The organism is Pseudomonas sp. H3_A02 (genome assembly GCF_054671965.1).
Genome location: NZ_CP162807.1, coordinates 5,457,819 through 5,481,987, shown reverse-complemented (window position 1 = coordinate 5,481,987; position 24,169 = coordinate 5,457,819). Strand labels below are relative to the sequence as shown.

The window sequence follows — 24,169 nt, the reverse complement described above, 5'->3', positions numbered from 1 at the left end:
TTCTTGGGCCGGACCTCTATCCGTGGAATGGGAGAAGCAAGCGTGGATAAAGTCATCGTCATCACCGGTGGCGGCCGCGGAATCGGGGCCGCTACGGCGCTGTTGGCTGCCGAGTTGGGCTATCGGATCTGCATCAACTACCAGTCCGATGAAAGTGCCGCGCAAGAGGTGCTTGAACAGGTCCGGGCCAAGGGCGCGCAGGCGATTGCCGTGCGAGCCGATGTGAGCATCGAAGACGAAGTGATCGGCCTGTTCGACCGGGTGGACGCCGAACTGGGCCGCGTCACCGCCCTGGTGAACAACGCCGGCACGGTTGCCCACAAGTCCCGGCTTGATGAGATGTCCGAATTCCGCATTCTCAAGATCCTGAAGACCAACGTGTTGGGGCCGATCTTGTGCGCCAAGCATGCGGTGCTGCGCATGTCGCCCAAGCATGGCGGGCAGGGCGGCAGCATCGTCAACGTCTCGTCGGTGGCTGCCCGCCTGGGGGCGCCGGGGGAGTATGTCGATTACGCGGCCTCCAAGGGCGCGTTGGACACCTTCACCATTGGCCTGTCCAAGGAAGTGGCCGGCGAAGGTATCCGCGTCAACGCGGTGCGTCCCGGTTATATCTACACCGATTTCCACGCCCTGAGCGGCGACCCGGACCGGGTCAGCAAGCTGGAGTCGGCGATTCCCATGGCCCGGGGCGGTCGTCCGGATGAAGTGGCCGAGGCGATTATCTGGCTGCTGTCGGACAAGGCTTCGTATGCGACCGGGACGTTTGTGGATTTGGGGGGCGGGCGGTAAACCTCTGGTTTGTCGTTGACAGTACCGACCTCTTCGCGAGCAAGCCCGCTCCCACACTGGACTGTGGTGAACCAATGATTGTGGCTACACAGCAAATCCAATGTGGGAGCGGGCTTGCTCGCGAAAGCGATAGTCAGATCGACACAGCATTCAAAACGACCGAATAATCCGCCCCAACGTCTCCATGGCCTTTTCCGAGACTTCGGTCCACGGGCTGCCATAGTTCAGGCGGATGCAATTCCTGAAACGCCGGGTCGGTGAAAAGATCGGCCCCGGGGCGATGCTGATGCCCTGGGCCAGGGCCATCTGGAACAGCTTCAGCGAGTCCATCCGCTCCGGCAGCTCCAGCCACAGGAAGTAACCGCCCGCCGGCTGGCTGACCCGAGTCTGGGCCGGGAAATAGCGGGCGATGGCGGCGAGCATTGCGTTTTGCTGTTCTTCCAGGGCGTAGCGCAGTTTGCGCAGGTGACGGTCGTAGCCGCCGTGTTGCAGGTAGTCGGCGATGGCGGCCTGGGCTGGCATCGAGGCGCACAGCGAGGTCATGAGCTTGAGCCGTTCGATCTTCTGCGCGTAGCGCCCGGCGGCGACCCAGCCGATGCGATAACCCGGTGCCAGGCTCTTGGCGAACGAACCGCAATGCATCACCAATCCTTCAGTGTCGAACGCCTTGGCGGGCTTGGGGGCCTGTTGTCCGTAATAGAGTTCGGCGTAGACGTCGTCCTCGATCAGCGGCACTTGATGGCGGCGCAGCAGTTCCACCAATGCCTGTTTCCGTTCCTCGGGCATGGTCGCGCCCATGGGGTTCTGGAAACTGGTCATGCACCAACACGCCTTGATCGGGTGACGCTCCAGCGTCTGCTCCAGCACGTCCAGGTCGATGCCGTCGCGTGGGTGGACGGGAATCTCCACGGCTTTGAGCTTGAGCCGTTCCAGCACCTGCAGGCTGGCATAGAACGCCGGTGCCTCGATCGCCACCAGGTCGCCGGGCTCGGTCACGGCTTGCAGGCACAGGTTCAAGGCCTCCAGGGCACCGTTGGTGACCAGCAGTTCCTCCATGGGCAGCATCAGCCCGCCGACCATGTAGCGCAGGGCGATCTGGCGACGCAATTGTGGATTGCCTGGCGACATGTCCGTGACCACGACCCTTGGGTCCATGTCCCGTGTTGCGCTGGACAGCGAGCGGGACAGCCGTTGCAGCGGGAACAGCGTCGGGCTGGGGAATGCCGAGCCGAACGGTACGGTGGCCGGGTCTTTGATCGAGTCCAGGACCGAAAACACCAGTTCGCTGACGTCGACTTCGGTGGACTCGTGCACCTGGCTGCTGATTGCCGGCTCGGAAAACGGGCTCGGTGCATGGGTGTTGACGAAGTAGCCGGAGCGCGGCCGGGCCCGGATCATGCCGCGTCGCTCAAGCAGGTAGTAGGCCTGGAACACGGTAGATGGGCTGACGCCGTAGGTCTGGCTGGCGTAGCGCACCGACGGCACGCGCTGGCCCGGCCCCAGCATGCCCGAGCGGATCAGTTCAGCGATGTCGTCGGCAAATTTCTCGTAGCGTTTCATGGCAGGCTCAGTCTCGAGTGACGCGTGATTTGCGCTTTTAAACTGTGGGAGCGAGCTTGTGGGAGCAAAGCTTGCTCGCGAAGAACGATGATGCGACCTTACTGTTGATTTTGTGTCGCCTGTATCGCGAGCAAGCTTTGTTCCCACAGGCTCGCTCCCACAGGGTGCTCGCATCTTAAAGCTTCAACGATTCATCGGTGCGACAAAACGGCTCTGGGCCACGCTGTAGATGCCCGGCTCGTCACTGTCGACGACCTTGAATGTCATTGCCTGGGAACCTTTGTCGGGCCGTTCGCTGAGCATCGCCACCGACACCGGCACATCGACGATTTCCCCCGGGGCCAGGCTCAGTTGGGTCTTGCCCTGCAGGACGAAGCCGTCGCCGTCCACCAGGGACAGGTGATAGTCCTGGCGCTGCTGGGTCTTGTTGATGATTTTCAGGCTGTAGATGTTCTCGATCTGGCCGGCGCTGTTTTCGCGGAACAGGCCACGGTCCTTGCTGACATCCAGCGACACCATGGGCCGTTGCACCAGGGCCACGGCCAGTGCGCCGATCATCACCAGCAGCACGGCGGTATAGCCGATCAGCCGAGGCCTGAGCAGGTGAGTCTTGCCCCCCTGCAATTGATGTTCGGAGGTGTATTTGATCAAGCCACGGGCGTAGCCCATCTTGTCCATGATCGAGTCGCAGGCATCGATGCAGGCCGCGCAGCCAATGCATTCCATCTGCAAGCCGTCGCGGATGTCGATGCCGGTGGGGCAGACCTGCACGCACATCTGGCAGTCGATGCAGTCGCCCAGGCCGATATTGGCCGGCTTCACCTCGCGTTTGCGCGGGCCGCGGATTTCGCCGCGGGCCGTGTCGTAGGAGATGGTCAAGGTGTCCTTGTCGAACATCACGCTCTGAAAGCGTGCATAGGGGCACATGTGCATGCACACCGCTTCCCGCAGCCAGCCGGCGTTGAGGTAGGTGGCGGCGGTAAAGAACAGCACCCAGAACAGGCTCACGCCCGCCATTTGCAAGGTCAGCAGTTCTTCGGCCAAGGGGCGGATCGGTGTGAAGTAGCCCACGAACGTCAGGCCGGTGAGCAGGCTGATGGCCAGCCACAAAGTGTGCTTGGCGCTGCGGCGCAACAGTTTGTTCAGGCCCCAGGGGGCTGCTTGCAGCTTGATCCGCTGGTTGCGCTCGCCTTCGGTGATTTTCTCGCACCACATGAACAGCCAGGTCCAGGAGCTCTGTGGGCAGGTGTAGCCGCACCACACGCGACCGGCAAACACGGTGATCGCAAACAGGCCGAAGGCGGCGATGATCAACAGGGCCGACAGCAGGATGAAATCCTGGGGCCAGAAGGTCGCGCCAAAAATGTGGAACTTGCTTTCGGAAAGGTCCCAGAGCACCGCCTGGCGGCCACCCCAGTTCAACCACACCGTGCCAAAGAACAGCAAGAACAGAACCCCCGCACCGCTGATGCGCAAGGTGCGGAACAAGCCGGTGAAGCTGCGGGTGTGGATCAGGTTGTCGGTGGTCCTGGCCTTGATCTTCGTTGGCGCAGGTTCGAACGTCTGTATCAACTGGACGGGGATTCTATCGCTCATGGTCGGTCGCTCATCAGCCTCTATCTGGCCGGTGCACTATGACCATGGAACTGTTTGCATAACAGACTCAGGTGTTTCGATAAAAACCGGATCAGATGCCGCGAAGCCCAGGCGCTGCGACACTTTGATGCACCCGAGGGGGAGCGAACAACATCTGTGCCAAGGATCTGTGGGAGCAAAGCTTGCTCGCGATACAGGCACCTCGGTTCAAGAGGTATCGTGTTGTTCTTATCGCGAGCAAGCTTTGCTCCCACAGATTGAATACCTCGCAGAGGCGTCAACAGGCTCAGATCGCCGAGCCGCTGTCCGTGGCCTTCAGGTGCTTGCGCCCGTCGGTCGCGCCGGCCACGGTCAGGGCTTCGGCTTCGGCCTCGGTGATGTAGACCCGGTCGCCATTGATCTCCACGGCGGACATGGCCTTGTCCGGGTCGGTGATGATGGTCAGCTCGCTGGCGGGGCGCTGTGGCGAGCCGGGGAGGCTGTCGAAATGGCAGGTCTGGTTTTTGATACTTATAGGCATGGCAGCACTTCCTTCGTTATGTCCTGAACATTAGGCGCGGCCCGGTAGCCAGGGTTCGTCGCGCCTGATCAGCGGTCAGGCGCACCTCTGGCTTCGCTTGCGGTCCATCGTTTATCGAATGGAAAAAGAGGACGGTCCATGGAAGCCTGGTGGCATGAAGTCTGGATAACCCTGCAGGCGGAGTTCGCCGATATCACCGATGCCCAGCAGATGACCCGGGTCACGGTGCGCCTGGTCATGGCCGCGTTGCTGGGCGGCATCCTGGGTTTCGAGCGCGAACACAAGGGCAAGGCCGCCGGCGTGCGAACCCACATGCTCGTGGCCTTGGGGGCGGCGCTGTTTGTATTGGTGCCACAGATGTCCGGGTCCCAGGCCGACGCCATGAGCCGGGTGATCCAAGGCGTGGTCGCTGGCATCGGTTTTCTTGGCGCCGGCACCATCCTGAAAAACAACGATGGCGACGAAAGTCACGTCAAAGGCCTGACCACGGCGGCCGGCCTCTGGATGACCGCCGCAATCGGCGTTGCGGCCGGGCTGGGCCGGGAAGCCACCGCGGTGCTCAGCACGGTGCTGGCGCTGGCGATCTTCAGTGTGATGCCGGTGATTGTCCGGGCGCTGGAGAAGGACGACAAACCATCAGCCTGAATACATAAAACCTGTGGGAGCGAGCTTGCTCGCGATGGTGGAGGATCAGCCAGCCACTATGCTGAATGACACTCCGCTATTGCGAGCAAGCTCGCGCCCACAGGGAATTGCCATCAGGCCATTGATTCAAGCCTGTTCTGGCACATTCTCGTTGGGCGGGTCACCCTTGGGCGGTTGTGGGTCCAGCGGTGGGTCTTTCTCTGGAATCGGTTCCGGATCAGGGCCGGGCGGGGGCAAGGTCGGGTCGTCGATGTTCGGATCGGGTGTTTCGGCCGGGATGGGAATGTTCATCGGGACGGGTCTCCGTAACGCACATGGCTTGAGTCGTGCTTATTGTTGTTGACCATCCTGCGCCGGCTTTGATCCCGGATGCATCGAGGGCAAATCCCGCTGAACTTTTAGCCGTCGTCCCGGTTCGGAGTTTAAGTGAGTTTTTTTCAGGGACCCGTTGGGCCTTTACCGCCACAAGCGCGTCCATGGGGCGTAAAAGGAGCGATGCTCGATGACTGCTGAACACCCGTCTGACCTGGCCTACAACCCGCATTTGCCGTTGTCTCAAGCCTTGTTGTTACCGCGTATCGCGATTGAAAACACCATGCCAGTGATCGACGGCGGGCAATTTGCCGCCAAGGCCGTGGCCGGACAGGACGTGACGGTGACCAGTAAAGTGTTCGCCGACGGTCACGACAAGCTGGCGGTGCGAATTCGCTGGCGTTCGCAGCAGGACGAGGTATGGAACAGCGAGGTCATGAGTGACCTGGGCAATAACGGCTGGCACGGTCAATTCACTGTGCCGGAGCAGGGCCGTTATGTGTTCTGTATCGAAGCCTGGATCGATCAGTTCGCCAGCTTTCGCTACGAACTGGAGAAGAAGTTCGGCGCCGGGGTGCCTATCAGCCTGGAGCTGCAGGAAGGGCGCAATCAAGTGCAGATGGCCTCCGAGCGCAGCGAAGGCGAGCTGAGCGAACAGCTGGCCGCATTGCACCATGAACTCTCCGGCCTGTTGCCGGCCGAACAGGTAGCATTGTTCCTGGCGCCGCGCAGCGCCGATCTCATGTCACAGGCCGACCACCGGCCTTATCTGAGCATCAGCCCTCAGTACCCGTTGGACGTGGAGCGCAAACTGGCCGAATTCGCCAGTTGGTACGAGTTGTTTCCGCGCTCGATCACTGATAATCCCGCTCGCCACGGCACCTTCAACGACGTGCATTCGCGCCTGGCGATGATCCAGGATATGGGCTTCGACGTGCTGTACTTCCCGCCGATCCACCCTATCGGTCGCAGTTTCCGCAAAGGTCCGAACAACTCCCTCACCGCCGGCCCCGACGACCCGGGCAGCCCTTATGCCATCGGCAGCGAGGAGGGCGGGCACGAGGCCATTCACCCGCAATTGGGCAGCCGCGAGGACTTCCGGCGTCTGGTGGCGGCAGCTACGGACCACGGCCTGGAAATCGCCCTCGACTTTGCGATCCAGTGTTCCCAGGATCACCCGTGGCTCAAGCAGCACCCGGGCTGGTTCAGCTGGCGGCCGGACGGCACGATCAAATACGCGGAAAACCCGCCGAAGAAATACCAGGACATCGTCAACGTCGACTTCTACGCGGCCGATGCGATTCCCAGCCTGTGGGTGGAGTTGCGGGACATCGTGGTGGGCTGGGTCAAGGAAGGCGTGAAGATATTCCGCGTCGACAACCCGCACACCAAGCCGCTGCCGTTCTGGCAATGGCTGATCGCCGATGTCCGGGCTCAATACCCCGAAGTGATCTTCCTGGCTGAAGCGTTCACCACCCCGGCGATGATGGCGCGCCTGGGCAAGGTCGGTTATTCCCAGAGCTACACCTATTTCACCTGGCGCAACAGCAAGGCCGAACTGGCGACTTACTTCAGCGAACTCAATGAATCGCCTTGGCGCGAATGCTACCGACCGAATTTTTTCGTCAACACGCCAGACATCAACCCGGCCTTTCTCCATGAGTCGGGGCGCCCGGGCTTCTTGATCCGTGCGGCCTTGGCAACGATGGGCTCAGGCCTGTGGGGCATGTATTCGGGCTTCGAACTGTGCGAATCGGCCCCGGTACCGGGCAAGGAGGAATACCTCGATTCGGAGAAGTACGAGATTCGTCCTCGCGACTTCACCGCGCCGGGCAACATCGTTGCCGAGATCGCCCAGCTCAACCGCATCCGCCGACAGAACCCAGCGCTGCATAGCCACCTGGGCCTGAAAATCTATAACGCCTGGAACGACAACATTCTCTATTTCGGCAAGCGCACAGCCGATGGCAGCAATTTCATCCTGGTGGCGGTGAGCCTTGATCCGCACAACCCGCAGGAAGCCAATTTCGAATTGCCGCTGTGGGAGATGGGCTTGCCGGACGATGCCCAGACCCAGGGCGAGGATTTAATGAGCGGGCACCGCTGGACCTGGTATGGCAAGTATCAGTTCATGCGCATTGACCCGGCGAACCAGCCGTTCGGGATCTGGCGGATCAGTGTGGCGTGACGCTGTGGGAGCAAGGCTTGCCCGCGATGAAGATGACGCGGTCTCCTGAGGAACGGAGGCGCCCTGTATCGCGAGCAAGCTTTGCTCCCACAAAGCGGTACGGTTTCGCTGAATCCCCTCGCCACAAAAAGATCTCACAAGCCTGTATCCCGCGGCTTTAATGAATTATCAGGAGTTGCAAATGGCGAAGAAACCCCGGTCTGCCACCTTTATCAAAGACCCGCTCTGGTACAAGGACGCGGTGATTTACCAGGTCCACGTAAAATCCTATTTCGACTCCAATAACGACGGGATCGGCGATTTCCCCGGCCTGATCGAGAAGCTCGACTACATCGCCGACCTGGGCGTCAACACCATCTGGCTGTTGCCTTTCTATCCTTCGCCTCGGCGCGACGACGGTTATGACATTGCCGAATACCGTGGCGTCAGCCCCGACTACGGCACCATGGCCGATGCGCGGCGGTTCATTGCCGAAGCCCACAAGCGCAACCTGCGGGTCATTACCGAGTTGGTCATCAACCACACCTCGGATCAGCATCCGTGGTTCCAGCGTGCGCGCAAGGCCAAGCCGGGTTCGGCAGCGCGGGATTTCTATGTGTGGTCCGACGACGATCACAAGTACGACGGTACGCGGATCATTTTCCTCGACACCGAGAAATCCAACTGGACCTGGGACCCGGTGGCCGGCCAGTACTTCTGGCACCGTTTCTACTCCCACCAGCCCGACCTCAACTTCGATAATCCACAGGTGATCAAGGCCGTGTTGTCGGTGATGCGCTACTGGCTGGACATGGGCATCGACGGCCTGCGCCTGGACGCTATTCCGTACCTGATCGAGCGCGACGGCACCAATAACGAAAACCTGCCTGAGACCCACGACGTCCTCAAGCAGATCCGTGCCGAGATCGACGCCAACTACCCCGACCGCATGTTGCTGGCCGAAGCCAACCAGTGGCCGGAAGATACCCAGCTGTACTTCGGCGATGTGGATGCCGAGGGAATGAATGGTGACGAGTGCCACATGGCGTTCCACTTCCCGTTGATGCCGCGCATGTACATGGCGCTGGCCCAGGAAGACCGTTTCCCCATCACCGACATCCTGCGCCAGACTCCGGAGATCCCCGCCAACTGCCAGTGGGCGATTTTCCTGCGCAACCACGATGAGCTGACCCTGGAGATGGTCACCGACAAGGAGCGCGATTACCTGTGGAACTACTACGCGGCCGATCGTCGGGCGCGGATCAACCTGGGGATTCGCCGACGCCTGGCACCGTTGATGGAGCGTGATCGTCGCCGCGTGGAATTGCTCAACAGCCTGCTGCTGTCGATGCCCGGCACGCCGACGTTGTATTACGGCGATGAAATCGGCATGGGCGACAACATCTACCTGGGCGACCGCGATGGCGTGCGCACACCGATGCAGTGGTCCATTGACCGCAACGGCGGTTTCTCCCGGGCCGACCCGGCCAGCCTGGTGCTGCCGCCGATCATGGATCCGCAATACGGCTACCAGTCGGTCAACGTCGAAACCCAGGCCGGCGACCCGCACTCGCTGCTCAACTGGACCCGGCGAATGCTGGCGGTACGCAAGCAATCCAAGGCCTTCGGCCGGGGCACGTTGAAGATGCTCTCGCCGAGCAATCGTCGGATCCTGGCGTATACCCGCGAATACACCGGGCCCGATGGCAAGCACGAAATCATCCTGTGCGTGGCCAACGTGTCCCGCAGTGCCCAGGCTGCCGAGCTGGACCTGTCGGCCTATGCCGGCATGGTCCCGGTGGAAATGTTGGGCGGCAATGCCTTCCCACCCATCGGCCAGCTGAATTTCCTGCTGACCCTGCCACCGTACGGCTTCTACTGGTTCGCCCTGGCCGCCGAAAACCAGATGCCGAGCTGGCATGTGGAACCGGCCCAAAGCCTGCCGGACTTCACCACCCTGGTGTTGAAAAAACGCCTGGAAGAGTTGCTCGAAGCGCCGTCGCGCACCACCCTGGAGCAGACCATCCTGCCGAGCTGGTTGCAGAACCGCCGCTGGTTCGCTGGCAAGGACAGTGCGATCGAGAAGGTCAATATTGTCTATGGCGTGCGCTTCGGCGATCCGCAGCATCCGGTGCTGCTCAGCGAAATCGACGTCACCAGTGCTGGCCAGACCTTGCGCTATCAACTGCCGTTCGGCCTGCTACCTGAAGATCAGGTGGGCGCGGCGTTGCCACAGCAATTGGCATTGTCCCGCGTGCGCAGGGTTCGCCAAGTCGGTTTGATCACCGATGCGTTCAGCTTGGAACATTTCATACGGGCCGTGCTGCAAGGCATGCAGGCCGGTACGGTGCTGCCCTGCACCGAAGGTGAATTGCGGTTCGAGCCCACCGAAGGCCTGAGCGCGTTGAACCTGGGGGCTGAGCCGGAAGTGCGTTACCTGTCCGCCGAGCAGTCCAACAGTTCGGTGGTGGTCGGCGGCAGCCTGGTGCTCAAGCTGATCCGCAAAGTCGCCTCGGGCGTGCATCCGGAACTGGAGATGAGTGCCTATCTGACGGCCGCGGGCTTCAGCAATATCTCACCGCTGCTGGGGTCGGTGATACGCCGCGATGCCCAGGGCGAGGATGCGCTGTTGATGATTGCCCAGGGCTATTTGAGCAACCAGGGCGATGCGTGGGAATGGACCCAGAACAACCTCGAACGTGCGTTGCGTGATGAGTTGGCCGATGCCGTGTCCGAACAGGAGCAACACTACAATGCCTTGGGCGAGTTGAAGGATTTTGCCGGCATGCTCGGTCAACGCCTGGGGGAAATGCACCAGGTGCTGGCCCAAGCCACCGACGATCCGGACTTCGCTCCCCAGGCCACCAATGCCAAGGAAGCCCAGGCCATCGGCAAGGACGTGACCGCGCAAGTGGAAAACGCCTTGCGTCTGCTCAAGCAGAACCAGGGCCAATTGAACCCGGCGGACCAGGCCATGGTCGCACGTTTGCTGGAGCACAAGAAAACCGTCCTGGCCCATATCCAGGCGTTGGCCGGCAAGGCTGTCGGTGGCTTGCGTATCCGCGTCCACGGCGACCTGCACTTGGGGCAGGTGCTGGTGATCAAGGGCGACGCCTACCTGATCGACTTCGAAGGCGAGCCCGCACGGCCGCTGCATGAACGTCGGGGCAAGCACAGCCCGTACAAGGACGTCAGTGGCGTATTGCGTTCCTTCGATTACGCTGCCGCCATGGCGATCCATTTGAACACTGTCGACAGCACCGCCGATGCCGATGCGGCGCGGCAACGGGTGGCAGATCGTTATTTAAAAGAGGCCCGCGAGGCATTTGTCCAAGCATATCGACTGGCGGCAGCTAGTCTTGCTCATGAATGGAAGGATGCTGAAGGCGAAGACGCTGCGCTGGCGTTGTTCGGCCTGGAGAAGGCGGCCTATGAAGTGGCCTATGAAGCCGAGAATCGCCCCGCCTGGCTGCCCGTGCCTTTGCACGGTCTGTACGGGTTATTGAGTGGGCTGAAACCCTTTTCCGACTTAGCCGGACCGATTTAGTGGAGAGAATCATGAGTGTCTCGAACAAAGAACCCCAGGGGCAGGCCAAAGAGTCATTGCTGCCGGCCCCCCATGACATCGACGCGCTGGTGCGCGCCGAACACCATGACCCGTTTTCCATCCTTGGCCCCCATGGCGACGGTGCGGGCGGGCAATTCATCCGGGCTTACCTGCCCGGCGCGTTGAGCGTGCAGGTGCTCGCCCGCGACGGCGGTGAAGAGCTCGGTGACCTGCAACAGACCGAAACCCCGGGGTTGTTCGTCGGCCATTTCGATCGCGCCCAGGCGTACTTGCTGCGCACTCGCTGGGCCGGCGGCGAGCAAGTGGCGGAGGACCCGTACAGCTTCGGGCCGCTGCTGGGGGAGATGGACCTTTACCTGTTTGCCGAGGGTAATCACCGCGACCTCAGCTCCTGCCTCGGCGCGCAACTGACCACCGTCGACGGTATCGACGGCGTGCGTTTCGCGGTCTGGGCGCCGAATGCCCGGCGTGTCTCGGTGGTCGGGGATTTCAACGTCTGGGATGGGCGCCGGCATCCGATGCGTATCCGCTATCCATCCGGCGTGTGGGAGATCTTCATCCCGAGGCTTGGCTCCGGCGAAGGCTACAAGTATGAAATCCTTGGGGCCCACGGCATTCTGCCCCTCAAGGCCGACCCGGTGGCGTTGGCCACGCAAATGCCGCCGGATACGGCGTCGAAAGTCGCTGCACCTTTGAAGATCGAGTGGCAGGACGACGAGTGGATGCAAAACCGTCGCGAACGCCAGCTACCGGGCGCGCCATTGTCGATCTATGAATTGCACGCCGGCTCCTGGCAGTGCGAAATCGACGAAGCGGGGGAGGTGGCCCGGCAATACAACTGGCATGAAATGGCCGAGCGGCTGATTCCGTACGTCAAGGATTTGGGCTTCACTCACATCGAGCTGATGCCGATCATGGAACACCCATTTGGTGGCTCCTGGGGCTATCAGCCGCTGTCGCAATTCGCGCCAACGGCACGCTTCGGTTCGCCCGACGATTTCGCCGCGTTCATCAACGCCTGCCACCAGGCCAATATCGGGGTCATCCTCGACTGGGTGCCGGCGCATTTTCCCACCGATACCCACGGTCTGGCCCAGTTCGACGGCACCGCACTGTACGAATACGGCAACCCGCTGGAGGGTTTCCACCAGGATTGGGACACGCTGATCTACAACCTGGGCCGCACCGAAGTGCACGGTTTCATGCTGGCGTCGGCGCTGCACTGGCTCAAGCATTTCCACGTCGATGGCCTGCGGGTGGATGCCGTGGCCTCGATGTTGTACCGCGACTATTCGCGCAAGGCTGGCGAGTGGGTACCCAACCGCCACGGCGGCCGGGAAAACCTTGAAGCCATCGATTTTTTGCGGCACCTCAACGATGTGGTGGCGCTGGAAACTCCTGGCGCGCTGGTCATCGCCGAAGAGTCCACGGCGTGGCCGGGGGTCAGCCAGAGCACCCAGCAAGGTGGCCTGGGTTTCGCCTACAAGTGGAACATGGGCTGGATGCACGATTCGCTGCATTACATCCAGCAAGACCCGGTGTACCGCGCCCATCACCACAACGAACTGAGCTTCGGTCTGGTATATGCCTGGTCCGAGCGTTTCGTGCTGCCGATTTCCCACGACGAAGTGGTCCATGGCAAACGCTCGCTGATCGACAAGATGCCCGGTGACCGCTGGCAGAAATTCGCCAACCTCAGGGCCTACCTCAGTTTCATGTGGGGCCATCCCGGCAAGAAACTGTTGTTCATGGGCTGTGAGTTCGGCCAATGGCGCGAGTGGAACCACGATCAGCAGTTGGACTGGTACCTGCTGCAATATCCTGAGCACCGGGGCGTGCAGAAGCTGGTGAGCGATCTGAACCGGCTCTATCGGGAAGAGCCGGCGCTGCATGACCAGGATGACGCGCCGCAGGGGTTTCAATGGTTGATTGGCGACGATGCGCTCAACAGCGTTTACGCCTGGCTGCGCTGGAGCAAGGAGGGCCGGCCGGTGCTGGTGGTCGCCAATTTCACCCCGGTGCCGCGCGAGGCCTACCGGGTCGGCGTGCCGTTCGCCGGGCGCTGGGTCGAATTGCTCAACAGCGATGCCGACACCTACGCCGGTTCCAACTACGGCAACGGCGGTGGTGCCTCCACCGAAGAAGTGCCCAGCCACGGCCAGGCCTTGTCACTGGAACTCAACCTGCCGCCGTTGGCGGTGTTGATCCTGCGGCCGGAGGGCTAGATCTGATTACACAGTCCCCTGTGGGAGCGAGCCTGCTCGCGATGCGGTCTGCCTGAGAAGGCGATGTTGGATGTGTCGCCGTCATCGCGAGCAAGCTCGCTCCCACAGGGAGTCATGGGTGACTTCCAGCTCATGGGCTCCATAGACCCAATGTGGGAGCGAGCTTGCTCGCGATAGCGAAGTGTCAGTCGACATCAATGTGGCTGACCCACCGTCATCGCGAGCAAGCTCGCTCCCACAAGAAGTCGTGGGTGACTTCAAGCAAGGGGTATTGGTCGCTTTAACGAACCAGGCACGGTTGCTTGTTGTTGAACGTCCAGCCCGGAATCAGGAACTGCATCGCTACCGCATCGTCCCGCGCCCCCAGGCCCATGCCTTTGTACAGCTCATGGGCCTTGGCCAGTTGGTCGGTGTCCAGCTCGATCCCTAGCCCCGGTTTTTTCGGCACCTGCACGCAGCCGCCCTGGATCTGCAAGGGCGCCTTGGTCAGCCGCTGGCCGTCCTGCCAGATCCAGTGAGTGTCGATGGCGGTGATGTCGCCCGGTGCGGCGGCGGCCACGTGGGTGAACATCGCCAGGGAAATGTCGAAGTGGTTGTTGGAGTGCGAGCCCCAGGTCAGGCCCCATTCGTTGCACATCTGCGCCACTCGCACGGAACCCTGCATGGTCCAGAAATGCGGATCGGCCAGGGGAATGTCCACGGACTGCAAGGTGATGGCGTGGCCCATCTCGCGCCAGTCGGTGGCGATCATGTTGGTCGCGGTCTTGAGGCCCGTGGCGCGGCGGAACTCGGCCATGACCTCGCGCCCCGAATAGCCGTTCTCGGCACCACAAGGGTCCTCGGCATAGGCCAGCACCTTATGTTGGTCGCGGCACAAACGGATCGCTTCCTTGAGTGACCAGGCGCCGTTCGGGTCCAGGGTGATGCGTGCCTGGGGAAAGCGCTCGGCCAGTGCCGTGACCGCTTCGATTTCTGCGTCGCCTTGGAGCACGCCGCCCTTGAGCTTGAAGTCCTGGAAGCCATAGCGAGCCTGGGCCGCTTCGGCCAGGCGGACCACGGCGGCGGCGTCCAGGGCCTTCTCGTGACGGACGCGGAACCAGTCGTTGTCGGCGTCCGGTTCGCTGCGATAGGCCAGGTCGGTCTGCTGGCGATCGCCGACGTAAAACAGGTAGCCGAGCATTTTCACTTCGTCGCGTTGCTGGCCTTCGCCGAGCAGGGCGGCGACCGGTACGTCCAGATGTTGGCCGAGTAGATCCAGCAGCGCCGCTTCCAGGCCGGTGACCGCGTGGATGGTGATGCGCAGGTCGAAGGTCTGCAAGCCACGGCCGCCGGCATCGCGGTCGGCGAAGGCCTGGCGCACCGTGTTGAGGATCTTCTGGTACGTGCCGATGGGGCTGCCGACCACCAGCGAGCGGGCGTCTTCGAGGGTCTGGCGAATGCGCTCGCCGCCGGGCACCTCGCCCACGCCGGTGTGGCCGGCGTTGTCCTTGAGAATGACAATGTTGCGGGTGAAGAACGGGCCATGGGCGCCGCTGAGGTTCAGCAGCATGCCGTCATGGCCGGCCACCGGCACGACCTGCATGCTGGTGATGATCGGGGCTTTGCTGGTTTCTGAAAGGCTCGCCACCGGACCTGCTTCGGTATTCGCGTTGAAGCTGGATGTGTTCACTGGTTTTTCTCCCACTCGTTATTTTTATGCGGGGCATCGCACAGGTGCTGATGTTGATGGACATCATACAACTTGATTTTTTCGAATAACAAGCTGTTTTTCAGCATCATTGGATTGGGTGAATCGGGGTTTTATGCCGTGTTTGCTGGGTTTTTCCGGCTATTATGATTTTATTCAGCGTTTTTATCGCCCGTGCGAAGCCGTTTTTTAAAAGATGATCTCAGGCTGAAATGAGCTGATCTTGAGTGTTGTCATACAAGTTGATGGCTCGGCGGTGAGATTTACCGCGCTCGCTGGTGATACGATCAGACAGCCTGTTTTCAAGGAACCCCCGCGATGCCGCAAGACACCGACGCGCCCCTGCGCAAGCGTACCCACAACCTGGCCCATGACCTGGTGACGAAGCTGAGCCAGAGCATCTTGCTGGGGCAGTTGAAGCCGGGCGAGAAGCTGCCATCGGAGGGGGCCATTGTGCAGGCCCATGGCGTCAGCCGGACGGTGGTGCGCGAGGCGATTTCCAAATTGCAGGCTTCGGGGCTGGTAGAGACCCGGCACGGCATCGGCACCTTCGTGCTGGCGCAAACCGGCGAGCCAGGGTTGCGCCTTAATGTCGACACTGCGGCAGGGGTGCGGGCGATCCTGGAACTGCGCCTGGGCCTGGAAACCCAGGCCGTCGCCTTGGCGGCCCAGCGCCGCAGCGAACACCAGCTGCAGCAGATGCGCCAGGCGCTGGACGACTATCAGCGGTTGTCCAACAACAACGACAGCTGTGTCGAAGCCGACCGGCGTTTCCATCTGCTCATCGCCGAAGCTACGAACAATGCCTGTTTTGTCGAAATCATGCAGCACCTGGGCAGTGCGATGATCCCCAGGACCCGAGTGAACGTGGCCGAGCGTGGCCAGGCCGATCTGAGCAAGCTGGCACAATGGGCCAACCTTGAGCACGAGGCGATCTTCAACGCCATCAAACGCCAGGACCCGGACGCCGCCCGCGCCGCCATGTGGCTGCACCTGACCAACAGCCGTGACCGGTTTGGCGCGGGGGCCTGACGGTTCATCGTCGCCTGACCCACCACCATCGCGAGCAAGCTCGCTCCCACAAGGGATCTGTGGTGCATTTGCTACCTGAGAACACCTCGGAACCCCTGTGGGAGCGAGCTTGCTCGCGATGGCGGCAGCACAACATCTCCATAACTGACCCACCGCTTCCCACAGGAGGGGCGAGGATAGTTCGGTGGATCAGCCCGCTTTGGCCGGGCCGGCGGGGGCGTTTCCGGCCACGGGGGTGGGGGCGCTTTTCATCAGGGTATCCAAGGCCTGCCGGTAGTGCTTGCCTGCCAGGCTCATGCTGTTGTTATGCGTCGCCCCGGGCACCAGCAGCAGGCGCTTGGGTTCCCGGGCGGCGTTGAACAGTTGCTCGCTGAAGCGTGGCGGCACGTAGCGGTCGGCGGCGCCATGGACAATCAGCAGCGGCATGTTGATCTCGCCGATCTTGTCGATGGAGTCGAACTTCTGCGACAGCAACCAGCGCACTGGCAGGGATGTATTCGCCATCGCGGTGGCGACATCGCCCAGGGAGGTGAACGTGGATTCGATCACCAGGCCTCGGACCTGGGCTTTGCCATCCTTCGCCGCCTGCTGACCGAGCTGCGCAGCGAGGTCCACCGCGACGGCGCCGCCCAGGGAATGACCATAGATCAGCCGCAGGCTTGGGTCCGGTTGCAGCACTTCGAGACGCTCCCAGGCGATGCGCGCATCTTCATAGACGCTGGCTTCCGAGGGCAGATCCCCATGACTTTTGCCAAAGCCCCGGTAATCGATGGCCAGTACCGAATAGCCCAGCGCCCGCAGTTGCTGGATACGAAACAATTGGCCGGTCAAATTCCAGCGCACACCGTGCAAATACAGGATGGCCGGCGCGTTCTTGCGTTCGGCCGGCCACCACCAGCCGTGGATATTTTCCCCGGCCTTGAAGCTGTTTGGCTTGAGGTCGAACTCCTGCACACTGCTGGGCAGCCCACTGAACCAGCTCGCTGTCCCCGGCTCGATGCGAAAGACCAGTTCCCGCTCTTTATGCTGCAACACGGCGCAGCCCACTGGCAGGCCGACGACCAATGCGCTCATGCACAGCCAGGCCAACCAGCGGCGTTTCAGGCCAGAAAACAAGAGTGAAGCCATCGATGCCATTCGCTACTCGAAACCGAAGATGCCTTGTAGCAGATTCCTCCACCGTTTTGCGACTGTTGCGCAGCCGAGCGGGCGCAAGCTCCCTCGCCACAAACAACCTCCTGCGTCCCCGTCAATGCGCATCCCCATGGTTCGGTCATGCGCGACCTTGGGCACGCCCGCCAGGCGCATGGGCACACCTTGCCGGGCGGCGAAGCGGTCCACCAGTTCGCCGATGGGCCAGATGTTATGCACATGTTGATGGGCGTCGAGGTGGCTGGGACGCAGGCCGCGGTCCAGTCAGTGTTGCCATTGCGCCTGCAGTTCATCCTTCACCGCCGCCAAGTCCTTTGAGCCCAGGCGCAGGCAATAGCGCGACAGGTTCAGGTCGAACTGGCCATTGGCATCGCAAAAAACCGGGCGCGATGCGATCACCTGGCCCAGCGGCGGGCTATAGCTGAGACTGAAGTGCAACCAACGTGGCCATTGAGCAGCGGTTGCCGGGCCAGTTCACAGGCTGGCTCGAAACCCGGCATGTTGGCCATGGCCGTGGCGGAACTGATCACGCCGGTCTCGAAGGCCCGCAGGATCAGTGCGTTATCGCTGAGGCTGAGTCCGAAGTCGTCAGCGTTGACGGTCACTTGACGAGGCATTCGTATTCTCCTGGTTCTTTGGGGAGGACGATGCCGTCGTCGCGGTCGGTTTGGTCCGGCGTTTGCCAAGCCATGGCTTCAAGCTTTTCCAGAGCCTCAAGGCAAATCCCAGGAACAAGCCACCGGGCTGCCATGAATAAAAACTCCAGCGCCAGTGTTCCAGTTGGCCCGTCATGCGTTCGTGTAATTGATGGCTGGAGTTCTCCAGGCTGACCCGTGATGCATCGATCCAGCGCCAGTTCTCGTCCAGCCCCCAGTGAATCCACTCTTCGAGCAGTACCCGGCCGCTGCCCAGGTCGGCATGCTGCGGCAGGAACGCCAGGTTGTAGTCATACAGCCGCCCCTGGTCCAGCAGGCCGAGGCGATAGCTGATGCATTCGCCGTTCAGTTCCAACAGCACCACCCGCACCAGGCCTTGGGCGGCGAGGGCAGTGAAGGCGTGGTTCATCCATTGCTGGCGTCTGGGGTCGGCGAAGATGCCGACACCTTCATCACCTTTCCAGCTAGCAGCCTCGACACTGGCAAGTGCCCGCAACAGCTGTCCCATGCTGATGGCGTCTGGCGTCACTCGGTGGATTTCGGCACCGCAAGCGGCAATTCGCTTGCGCGCCCGGCGCAATTTGTAGCGTGGATCGCCGGATATCTCTTGACGGTCACTGTCATCGATCAAGTGCACCGGAACCCGGCAACTGAGCCGCCGTTCCCCGGTTGAACTCAGCGCCATCCAGGCGCTGAGGACGCTTTGCTCACCGACCGGCTCGATCACTTCATTCAATTGCAGCAACGTGTGAGGCAAGTGCTGACGGATCTGCATCAGCGCCTGGCCCATGTCTTCGGTGTCCAGGCGCGCCAGCAGGGCGATGCGGTCGGTCATTGGAAAACCCAAGTGATGCAACACCCGGAACCGCAGCCCGCCGATACGTTCAAGTCCTGATACCAGGGGCAGGCAAAGGCACAAGGTCTGGTCCTGCCAGCCCAGCAGCACATGCAATTGCTGCTCGGGCAACAGGGCGAATTCCGCCGCTTGCAGCCAGGCCAGGGTGTTGAACGGTGTTGCGTCGGCCACCTGGGTTCGCAGCTGTTCATAAGCTGGTGCAGGAAAGTCCGCCGCGCCCAGGGAGCGACACCATTGGAACCGGATCGCCATGGGGATCAGGCCGCCGAAGTCGAGGCAGCCGGCTGCGCCGGTTTACGAAAGGCGTCCAGTGCCGTGCCGGTGTAAGACGTATTGCGCAAAAAACGCCAATGACCGAGCAAACGGTATATGTGTGTGATCTGCCCGCGCTCTTGGAAGCCCATGCGGATATGCATCTTGATCGCCTGGATGTTTTGCAAATCGCAGACATCGACCATTGTGTTGCAACCGTGGTCCGCCATGACTTTCCACACTTCCAACTGCATGTCCGCCGAGATACGGGTACCCCAGTATTCACGAATCGCCTCGCCGCCGAACTGAAAGTACTCGCCAGGCTTGATCGGGAAGTTGCAGCGATAGAAATGGCGGTCGAAATAGTCCCGTGTACTGGCCCAGGCGAAGCCCACGGTGTCGCCCTGATCATCCAGGTACATCAAGCCTGTGTAGCCTTCGGCCGCCAACTCGCGCATGGTTTCGACGCGGTTGCCGAAGTGCCGGGCAAAAGCATCGGCGTTGCTGACCGTGATGGACTCCAGGCGCATCGGTGGGTAGGGCTTGAGGTTATGGGGGGGGAGCGGGGTCCGTATATCATGCTCCAGCCACACCAGTCGGGTGTGGGAAAATACGTAGCGTCTGCATAGCTGTTTTAGGACAGCGCGCAGACCTTTTTTCTGAATGCGATCACGCAATGTTTGCAGAGCGTTCATGGTGCCTCCTGACGGGTGGCAGGTTGGGGGGAAAGGGGAGCTGTCCAACTGAGGGCGAACACGGTTTCCCCTGGCAGGAGAAACCTGACCTGGCCGCCCTTGCAGTCAAACGCAACGTTGTGGCTGCGGTTGTCCGGGCCGAAATACAGCAGGGTCATGGCTGGCTGAGGGCAGGCCGTGCCGTCGAGGCTGACTTGATGGGCTCGTGTGCTTTTGTTCACGCCCAGCAGATTGCGTTGCTTGCCGGTGGCCATGGCCAGCACATCGACTTCAAACGCGTCGTTGTCCAGGCGCAGCACCTGGTCGAGCCAGTGCTGTTGAATGAACTGCTGGGCCAGGCCCACGGGCTTGAGCTCGAAGCGCTGATCGTCCAGCACCCGCACCATGCCTTTGGGATACTCCGGTTCGTCGGCGGCCATGAACCAGTTGAGCATGTCCAGCCAGCCGTCGGCCGAGGCGTTAATGACCACCGACGTCCACCAGAGGGCGGCGTAGTGGGTTTCCTGGTCGTAAGGGCTCAGGCTCGAACCGGCGGACATGTTGGTCTGGTCCAACAGCAAGGCTTTGCGCGGCCGACCTTGGCTGTCCAGTCCCACCAGGTTGGCGGCCTGACGGACACTGTCGCGGTAGACCCGGGTCGCCAGCAGGTCGCGGATCATCCATTCATGCCAGGCCAGGGCGTCGATCTGGTCGTCGGACGTCGCCAGCAGGCGCCGTGCCCAGTCGATCCCGCGCTTGTCAGCGGCATTTTCAATGAAGGGGCCGTTGGTGAACTGGGAGCTGGCCGGCATGGCGATGCGGACACCGGCACGTGCGTTGGCGGGATCGGCGCGGACTTGGGCAGCCATGCTCTGGAACAGTTGCTGGAAACTGGCGAAGTCGGGGTAATTGAGGTTCGGCTCATCGGCAAAACTGAGGTAATGGAGGCCATTGCCGCCCAAAGCACGGGTCGCCGTGAGCCAGGCTTGCAAGCCGCTGTGACTGGTCCGGTCGTCCTTTAGCTCTACCTGGCGCTGGCTGCGGGCCAACAGGGTGATGTTTTGGCTGATGGCGAAGCGGTCCTGGTACAAGCGTCGGAAGGTATCTTCATAAGTGCCCCTGGCCGCCGTGATATCGACGAAGCTGTAAAGGGTCGCCGCCTGGGGTTTGAGCGCATCGAGCACGGCGTAGGTGGGCGGCGGCAATAACTCGTAGGGCAGCGCTGTGCCCAGCTTGGGGGTGGTGCCGAGCGCCTCGTCATACAGTTTCAGGTGAGTCTGACCTGAATCTTCGCGCAGTGGCAGCAGGTGTGCCGGGTCCTGGGCGAACAGGTTGGCGGTGCCGTCCAGCCAGAACGCGGCCTTGCCGTTGCCCAGCAGACGCAAGCGCCAGATTTGTTCGACGTCAGCTATCGGCAGGGCGACCTGATCGAACCGCCAATAAGCCCGGTATGGCTTGAGGTTCAGTTGCAACTGCTTGCCGTCGCCGACGCGTCGGGCTTGCAGCGCACGTACGCCGCCGTGAAACTTGCCTGCCAGCACCGCCTGTTCGCCAGCCGCTACCTTGAAATACAGCTCGTCGCCGTCGTGGGTTTCGGCATTGAAATGCACCTTTGCCGGGGCAAATAGGGCGCGGGTGCGTGCGTCGTGCTCAACGGTGTAGCGACGGAAGCTGTAGCCGGGGATTTCCAGGCGATAACTGGCGGCCCCCGGCGGCAGCGGCCACTGCTGTTCGCCGCGGGGCTGATCCGCCTTGACCAGGCGCTCACCCGCCAATCGTCCCTGGCCATCGAGCAGATACAGATGTTCGGCATTGGCCTCGGCTTGCCAGGCGGGCACCCAGCGCACGGTGACAGCGTCCTGACGGTCAGTTTGCAGGTACAGGCTGCCGTCACGGATGCCGGTCCATTGCATGGACGCGCCATGGACCGAGGTTGCCAGCGCGAGAAAACAAAGGCACGCGCCGATCTTCCACTGTGGGAGCGAGCCTGCTCGCGAAGAGGTCTTCATCCGCAGCATCATCGCCAACTGACCCACCGCCATCACGAGCAAGCTCGCTCCCACAGTGGATCTGCGGTGGGTGCAGATGCCACGTCCTACACCGGACCCTGTGGGAGCGAGCTTGCTCGCGATGGCGGTTTTGCTGACGACGGTGTTCACGCGGATTTCCCCAACAGCATCTGACGCATCGGCAGCAAATCGCTGGGCAGGATGATCAGTGTCCGCCACAACGCCACGCCGCTGAGGCGGCAATACATGACAAGCATGGCCAGGGTGACACCCAAGTAGGCGATCGAGGACGCGGCGGCAGCGCCGACGATGCCGTAGCGCGGGATTAAAATCAGGTTCAGCGCCAGGTTCAACAGCGCCCCCCCGCCCATCAGCAGCGAAACGGTGCCGGGGCGGTTCTTGCCCAGCAGGTCCAGGCGCAGGATGCTCGCATAGCACAACCCGAACACCCCTGGCAGCAGCGCCAGCAGGGCCGGGTACGCCGGTTGATAGGCGATGCCGAACAGGGTAACGATCAGCCATTCGCCCACCAGTACCATGCCCAGGCAGGCGCCCAGCATGGCCGTGGCGGTCAGGCGCAAGGCCAGCGGGGTCAGGCGTTTCATGTCGCTGTCCTGCTGCAGCAGGCGTTTCATCAGCGGCGTGGTGACCGCTTCCGGCACGATATGCAGCAGTTCGGCCGCCGCGCTGGCCATGGCGTAGTGCCCTAGCGCCGTGCTGCCCAACAGCGCGCCGATGAACAGGTAATCCGAGCGCGTCATCAGTTGCTGGAACAAAAGGTCCGGATGACTGCGGGCACCGTAACGCAACAGTTCGGTCTGGCCGGCGCGATCCCAGCGCAGGGTGACCGCGTGATCGCGACGCAACCACATCCAACCCGCCAGCACCACCAGACTCAGGCCCGCCAGCCAACTGATCAGCGCCGCTTCCAGCGCCGTGTCTTTCCACATCCAGAACAGCGCCACGAACAGCAACAGCGGGACCAAAGATTCCATCAGCCGCAAGGCGTTGAACACGCCGACGCCGCCGGAGGCATTGTGCAGGGTCAGCAGGCCGGTCTTGAGCGCCGCCAGCGGCACGGCCAGCAACAGCAGCCAGGCCAGCAGTCCCAGTTGCGTGGTGATGTCCAGTTCGGCGCCGAACTCACGCACCAGCGCCACCACCAGCAGCGTCAGCAACCCCGCCAGCAGACAACCGAAGACCAGCACGTGGCTGAGCAACAGGCTCATTGAGCGATGCTGCGCCGCCTGATAACCGACGGCGGAATTCAGGCCCCCACTGGTGGTGGCGCTGATCAGGTCCGGTAGGGTGCTGAGCAGCGCCAACAGCCCGCGTTCGCTGGGCCCCAGGATCCGTGCCAGCAACACGTTGCGCAGCAGGCGCAGGCCGATCATCGCCAGGCTAGTGCCCATGCTCATTACCAAGAGCCTGAGGTAACGTGCACGGTTCATGAACGGACTCCTCGGCGAATACGCCAGGCCAATAACTCAGGGTGACAGGCGTTGCGTTGGCTGACGCCGAAACGTGGCAGGTTCAGAGGGTCGCCGTCATGGCGATACAGTCCGGCCTCGGTGCCCAGTGCGAACGAAAAACCGTGGGCCGCCACCTGCTCGCGCACACGGGCGTCATTGTCACCGTTGGGGTAGCAATACACTGGCAAGGGTTGGGCACAGCCATTTTCCAACGCGGTCCAACTGCGGGACAGTTCTTCATGCAGGCGCTGGTCGTCCAGCCCGGTCAGGATCGCGTGGCTGGCGCCATGGGGACCGAAGCGCACCAGTCCGGAATCTTCGAGCATGCGCACCTGGGACCAGTCCAGGGCTTGGGGTTGGGAACCCTGCGGGCAGGCGTCGGTGAGGTCGCTCAAGGTACGTGGATCGAGGCTCTTGAGGCTTTGCAGGTAATGCGTCAGCGCCAGGCTGCGGCGCTCGTCGTCGATATCGTCGAGCAGCACCGGCAACGGCCGGCCGGCGTGCTGCAAATGCTCGATCAACGAGCGCCGCGCCAGCTGCCCATGGCTGCCCCACAAGGTTTCTCCGATGCTCTCCCACCAGAAATGCTGGCGACTGCCGACGAAGTCGGTGGAGAGGAAAATGCTCGCCGGCATTTGGTACTGGCGCAGCAGAGGAAAGGCGTTCATGGCGTTGTCGCGCCAGCCGTCGTCGAAGGTCAGGGCCACCCGGGGACGGTTCGGGACGCTTTCAGGGTCGGCCAGCAACAAGGTCATCAACGGCACGCATTCAAAATGTTGCTGCAGCCAGATCAACAAGTGTTCGAACGCTTCGGGCCCCACGCACAGCTCGTTGCGATGAGGCAATTCGGCGGCGCGGTCGTTGTTCAGTACCCGGTGCAACATCAGAATGACGCCGGCGCCGCGTAATGCATGGCGACCCAGGGACGTGTTCAGGTACAACCAGCCGCCGGTGCGCTTGATGGTGGTCTTGATGTGAGTATTGATCGGCATGTCAG

The 24,169-nt window shown here is 61.9% G+C and carries 17 protein-coding genes and 1 pseudogene; 6 read left to right on the top strand and 12 right to left on the bottom strand.

Going from position 1 to position 24,169, the window contains the following annotated elements:
• Positions 1-42: 42 nt before the first annotated feature.
• Positions 43-789, top strand: a complete 747-nt coding sequence (locus AB4N80_RS24055) for an SDR family oxidoreductase (protein ID WP_122568108.1) — start codon at positions 43-45, stop codon at positions 787-789.
• Positions 790-939: 150 nt separating this feature from the next.
• Here the strand turns inward: AB4N80_RS24055 and mapR are convergent, their stop codons facing one another.
• From mapR to AB4N80_RS24040, 3 genes are all read right to left on the bottom strand, one after another.
• Positions 940-2,349, bottom strand: coding sequence for a GntR family transcriptional regulator MpaR (gene mapR / locus AB4N80_RS24050; RefSeq protein ID WP_305481308.1), 1,410 nt, complete (start codon positions 2,347-2,349; stop codon positions 940-942).
• 183 nt (positions 2,350-2,532) lie between these two features.
• Positions 2,533-3,945 carry a cytochrome c oxidase accessory protein CcoG gene (gene ccoG, locus AB4N80_RS24045; protein WP_305481309.1) on the bottom strand — a complete coding sequence of 471 codons (1,413 nt, stop codon included), beginning with the start codon at positions 3,943-3,945 and terminating at the stop codon, positions 2,533-2,535.
• A 286-nt stretch (positions 3,946-4,231) separates the two neighbouring features.
• The gene (locus tag AB4N80_RS24040) at positions 4,232-4,465 is read right to left on the bottom strand and encodes a DUF3203 family protein (protein WP_122568112.1); all 234 of its coding nucleotides are present in this window, start codon (positions 4,463-4,465) and stop codon (positions 4,232-4,234) included.
• A 138-nt stretch (positions 4,466-4,603) separates the two neighbouring features.
• Between AB4N80_RS24040 and AB4N80_RS24035 the strand changes: the two genes are divergently transcribed.
• Positions 4,604-5,110, top strand: a complete 507-nt coding sequence (locus AB4N80_RS24035; protein ID WP_122568113.1) for an MgtC/SapB family protein — start codon at positions 4,604-4,606, stop codon at positions 5,108-5,110.
• A gap of 126 nt (positions 5,111-5,236) precedes the next feature.
• Here AB4N80_RS24035 and AB4N80_RS24030 read toward each other — a convergent pair whose 3' ends face one another.
• Positions 5,237-5,401: a hypothetical protein gene (locus AB4N80_RS24030; RefSeq protein ID WP_163006832.1), complete on the bottom strand. Its 165-nt coding sequence runs from the start codon at positions 5,399-5,401 to the stop codon at positions 5,237-5,239.
• A gap of 211 nt (positions 5,402-5,612) precedes the next feature.
• Here AB4N80_RS24030 and AB4N80_RS24025 point away from each other — a divergent pair, with 211 nt between their 5' ends.
• The 3 genes from AB4N80_RS24025 (at position 5,613) to glgB (ending at position 13,382) form a co-directional block, all read left to right on the top strand.
• Positions 5,613-7,610 carry an alpha-1,4-glucan--maltose-1-phosphate maltosyltransferase gene (locus AB4N80_RS24025; protein ID WP_460079149.1) on the top strand — a complete coding sequence of 666 codons (1,998 nt, stop codon included), beginning with the start codon at positions 5,613-5,615 and terminating at the stop codon, positions 7,608-7,610.
• Positions 7,611-7,791: 181 nt separating this feature from the next.
• Entirely contained in the window at positions 7,792-11,136 is a 3,345-nt protein-coding gene (gene treS, locus AB4N80_RS24020) for a maltose alpha-D-glucosyltransferase (protein ID WP_305481311.1), read from the top strand.
• 11 nt (positions 11,137-11,147) lie between these two features.
• Positions 11,148-13,382, top strand: a complete 2,235-nt coding sequence (glgB, locus tag AB4N80_RS24015; RefSeq protein ID WP_305492042.1) for a 1,4-alpha-glucan branching protein GlgB — start codon at positions 11,148-11,150, stop codon at positions 13,380-13,382.
• Between the two features lie 280 nt (positions 13,383-13,662).
• Here the strand turns inward: glgB and gudD are convergent, their stop codons facing one another.
• Positions 13,663-14,964, bottom strand: a complete 1,302-nt coding sequence (gene gudD / locus AB4N80_RS24010; RefSeq protein WP_305471173.1) for a glucarate dehydratase — start codon at positions 14,962-14,964, stop codon at positions 13,663-13,665.
• A 423-nt stretch (positions 14,965-15,387) separates the two neighbouring features.
• Between gudD and AB4N80_RS24005 the strand changes: the two genes are divergently transcribed.
• Complete coding sequence (locus AB4N80_RS24005; protein WP_122568117.1) at positions 15,388-16,101, top strand: FadR/GntR family transcriptional regulator; 714 nt, start codon at positions 15,388-15,390, stop codon at positions 16,099-16,101.
• A gap of 189 nt (positions 16,102-16,290) precedes the next feature.
• On the opposite strand, the gene AB4N80_RS24000 is transcribed toward AB4N80_RS24005, so the two are convergent.
• The 7 genes and pseudogenes from AB4N80_RS24000 to AB4N80_RS23970 all read right to left on the bottom strand — a co-directional run bounded on the left by AB4N80_RS24000 (position 16,291) and on the right by AB4N80_RS23970 (position 24,164).
• Positions 16,291-17,229 (bottom strand): alpha/beta hydrolase, encoded by a 939-nt coding sequence (locus AB4N80_RS24000; protein ID WP_305470457.1) that lies wholly within the window; start codon positions 17,227-17,229, stop codon positions 16,291-16,293.
• A gap of 168 nt (positions 17,230-17,397) precedes the next feature.
• A pseudogene (locus tag AB4N80_RS23995) lies at positions 17,398-17,870 on the bottom strand (ChbG/HpnK family deacetylase); the annotation flags it as partial.
• A complete protein-coding gene (locus tag AB4N80_RS23990; protein ID WP_122568118.1) occupies positions 17,842-19,017 on the bottom strand; it encodes a GNAT family N-acetyltransferase in 1,176 nt (391 codons plus the stop codon). The pseudogene AB4N80_RS23995 and the gene AB4N80_RS23990, both read right to left, overlap by 29 nt.
• 5 nt (positions 19,018-19,022) lie before the next feature.
• Positions 19,023-19,712: a GNAT family N-acetyltransferase gene (locus AB4N80_RS23985; protein ID WP_122568119.1), complete on the bottom strand. Its 690-nt coding sequence runs from the start codon at positions 19,710-19,712 to the stop codon at positions 19,023-19,025.
• Positions 19,709-21,604, bottom strand: a complete 1,896-nt coding sequence (locus tag AB4N80_RS23980; protein WP_460083154.1) for a hypothetical protein — start codon at positions 21,602-21,604, stop codon at positions 19,709-19,711. The genes AB4N80_RS23985 and AB4N80_RS23980 overlap by 4 nt, the downstream gene beginning before the upstream one ends.
• Before the next feature lie 242 nt (positions 21,605-21,846).
• A complete protein-coding gene (locus tag AB4N80_RS23975; RefSeq protein WP_122568121.1) occupies positions 21,847-23,151 on the bottom strand; it encodes an oligosaccharide flippase family protein in 1,305 nt (434 codons plus the stop codon).
• The gene (locus AB4N80_RS23970) at positions 23,148-24,164 is read right to left on the bottom strand and encodes a polysaccharide deacetylase family protein (protein WP_122568122.1); all 1,017 of its coding nucleotides are present in this window, start codon (positions 24,162-24,164) and stop codon (positions 23,148-23,150) included. The genes AB4N80_RS23975 and AB4N80_RS23970 overlap by 4 nt, the downstream gene beginning before the upstream one ends.
• Positions 24,165-24,169 lie beyond the last annotated feature (5 nt).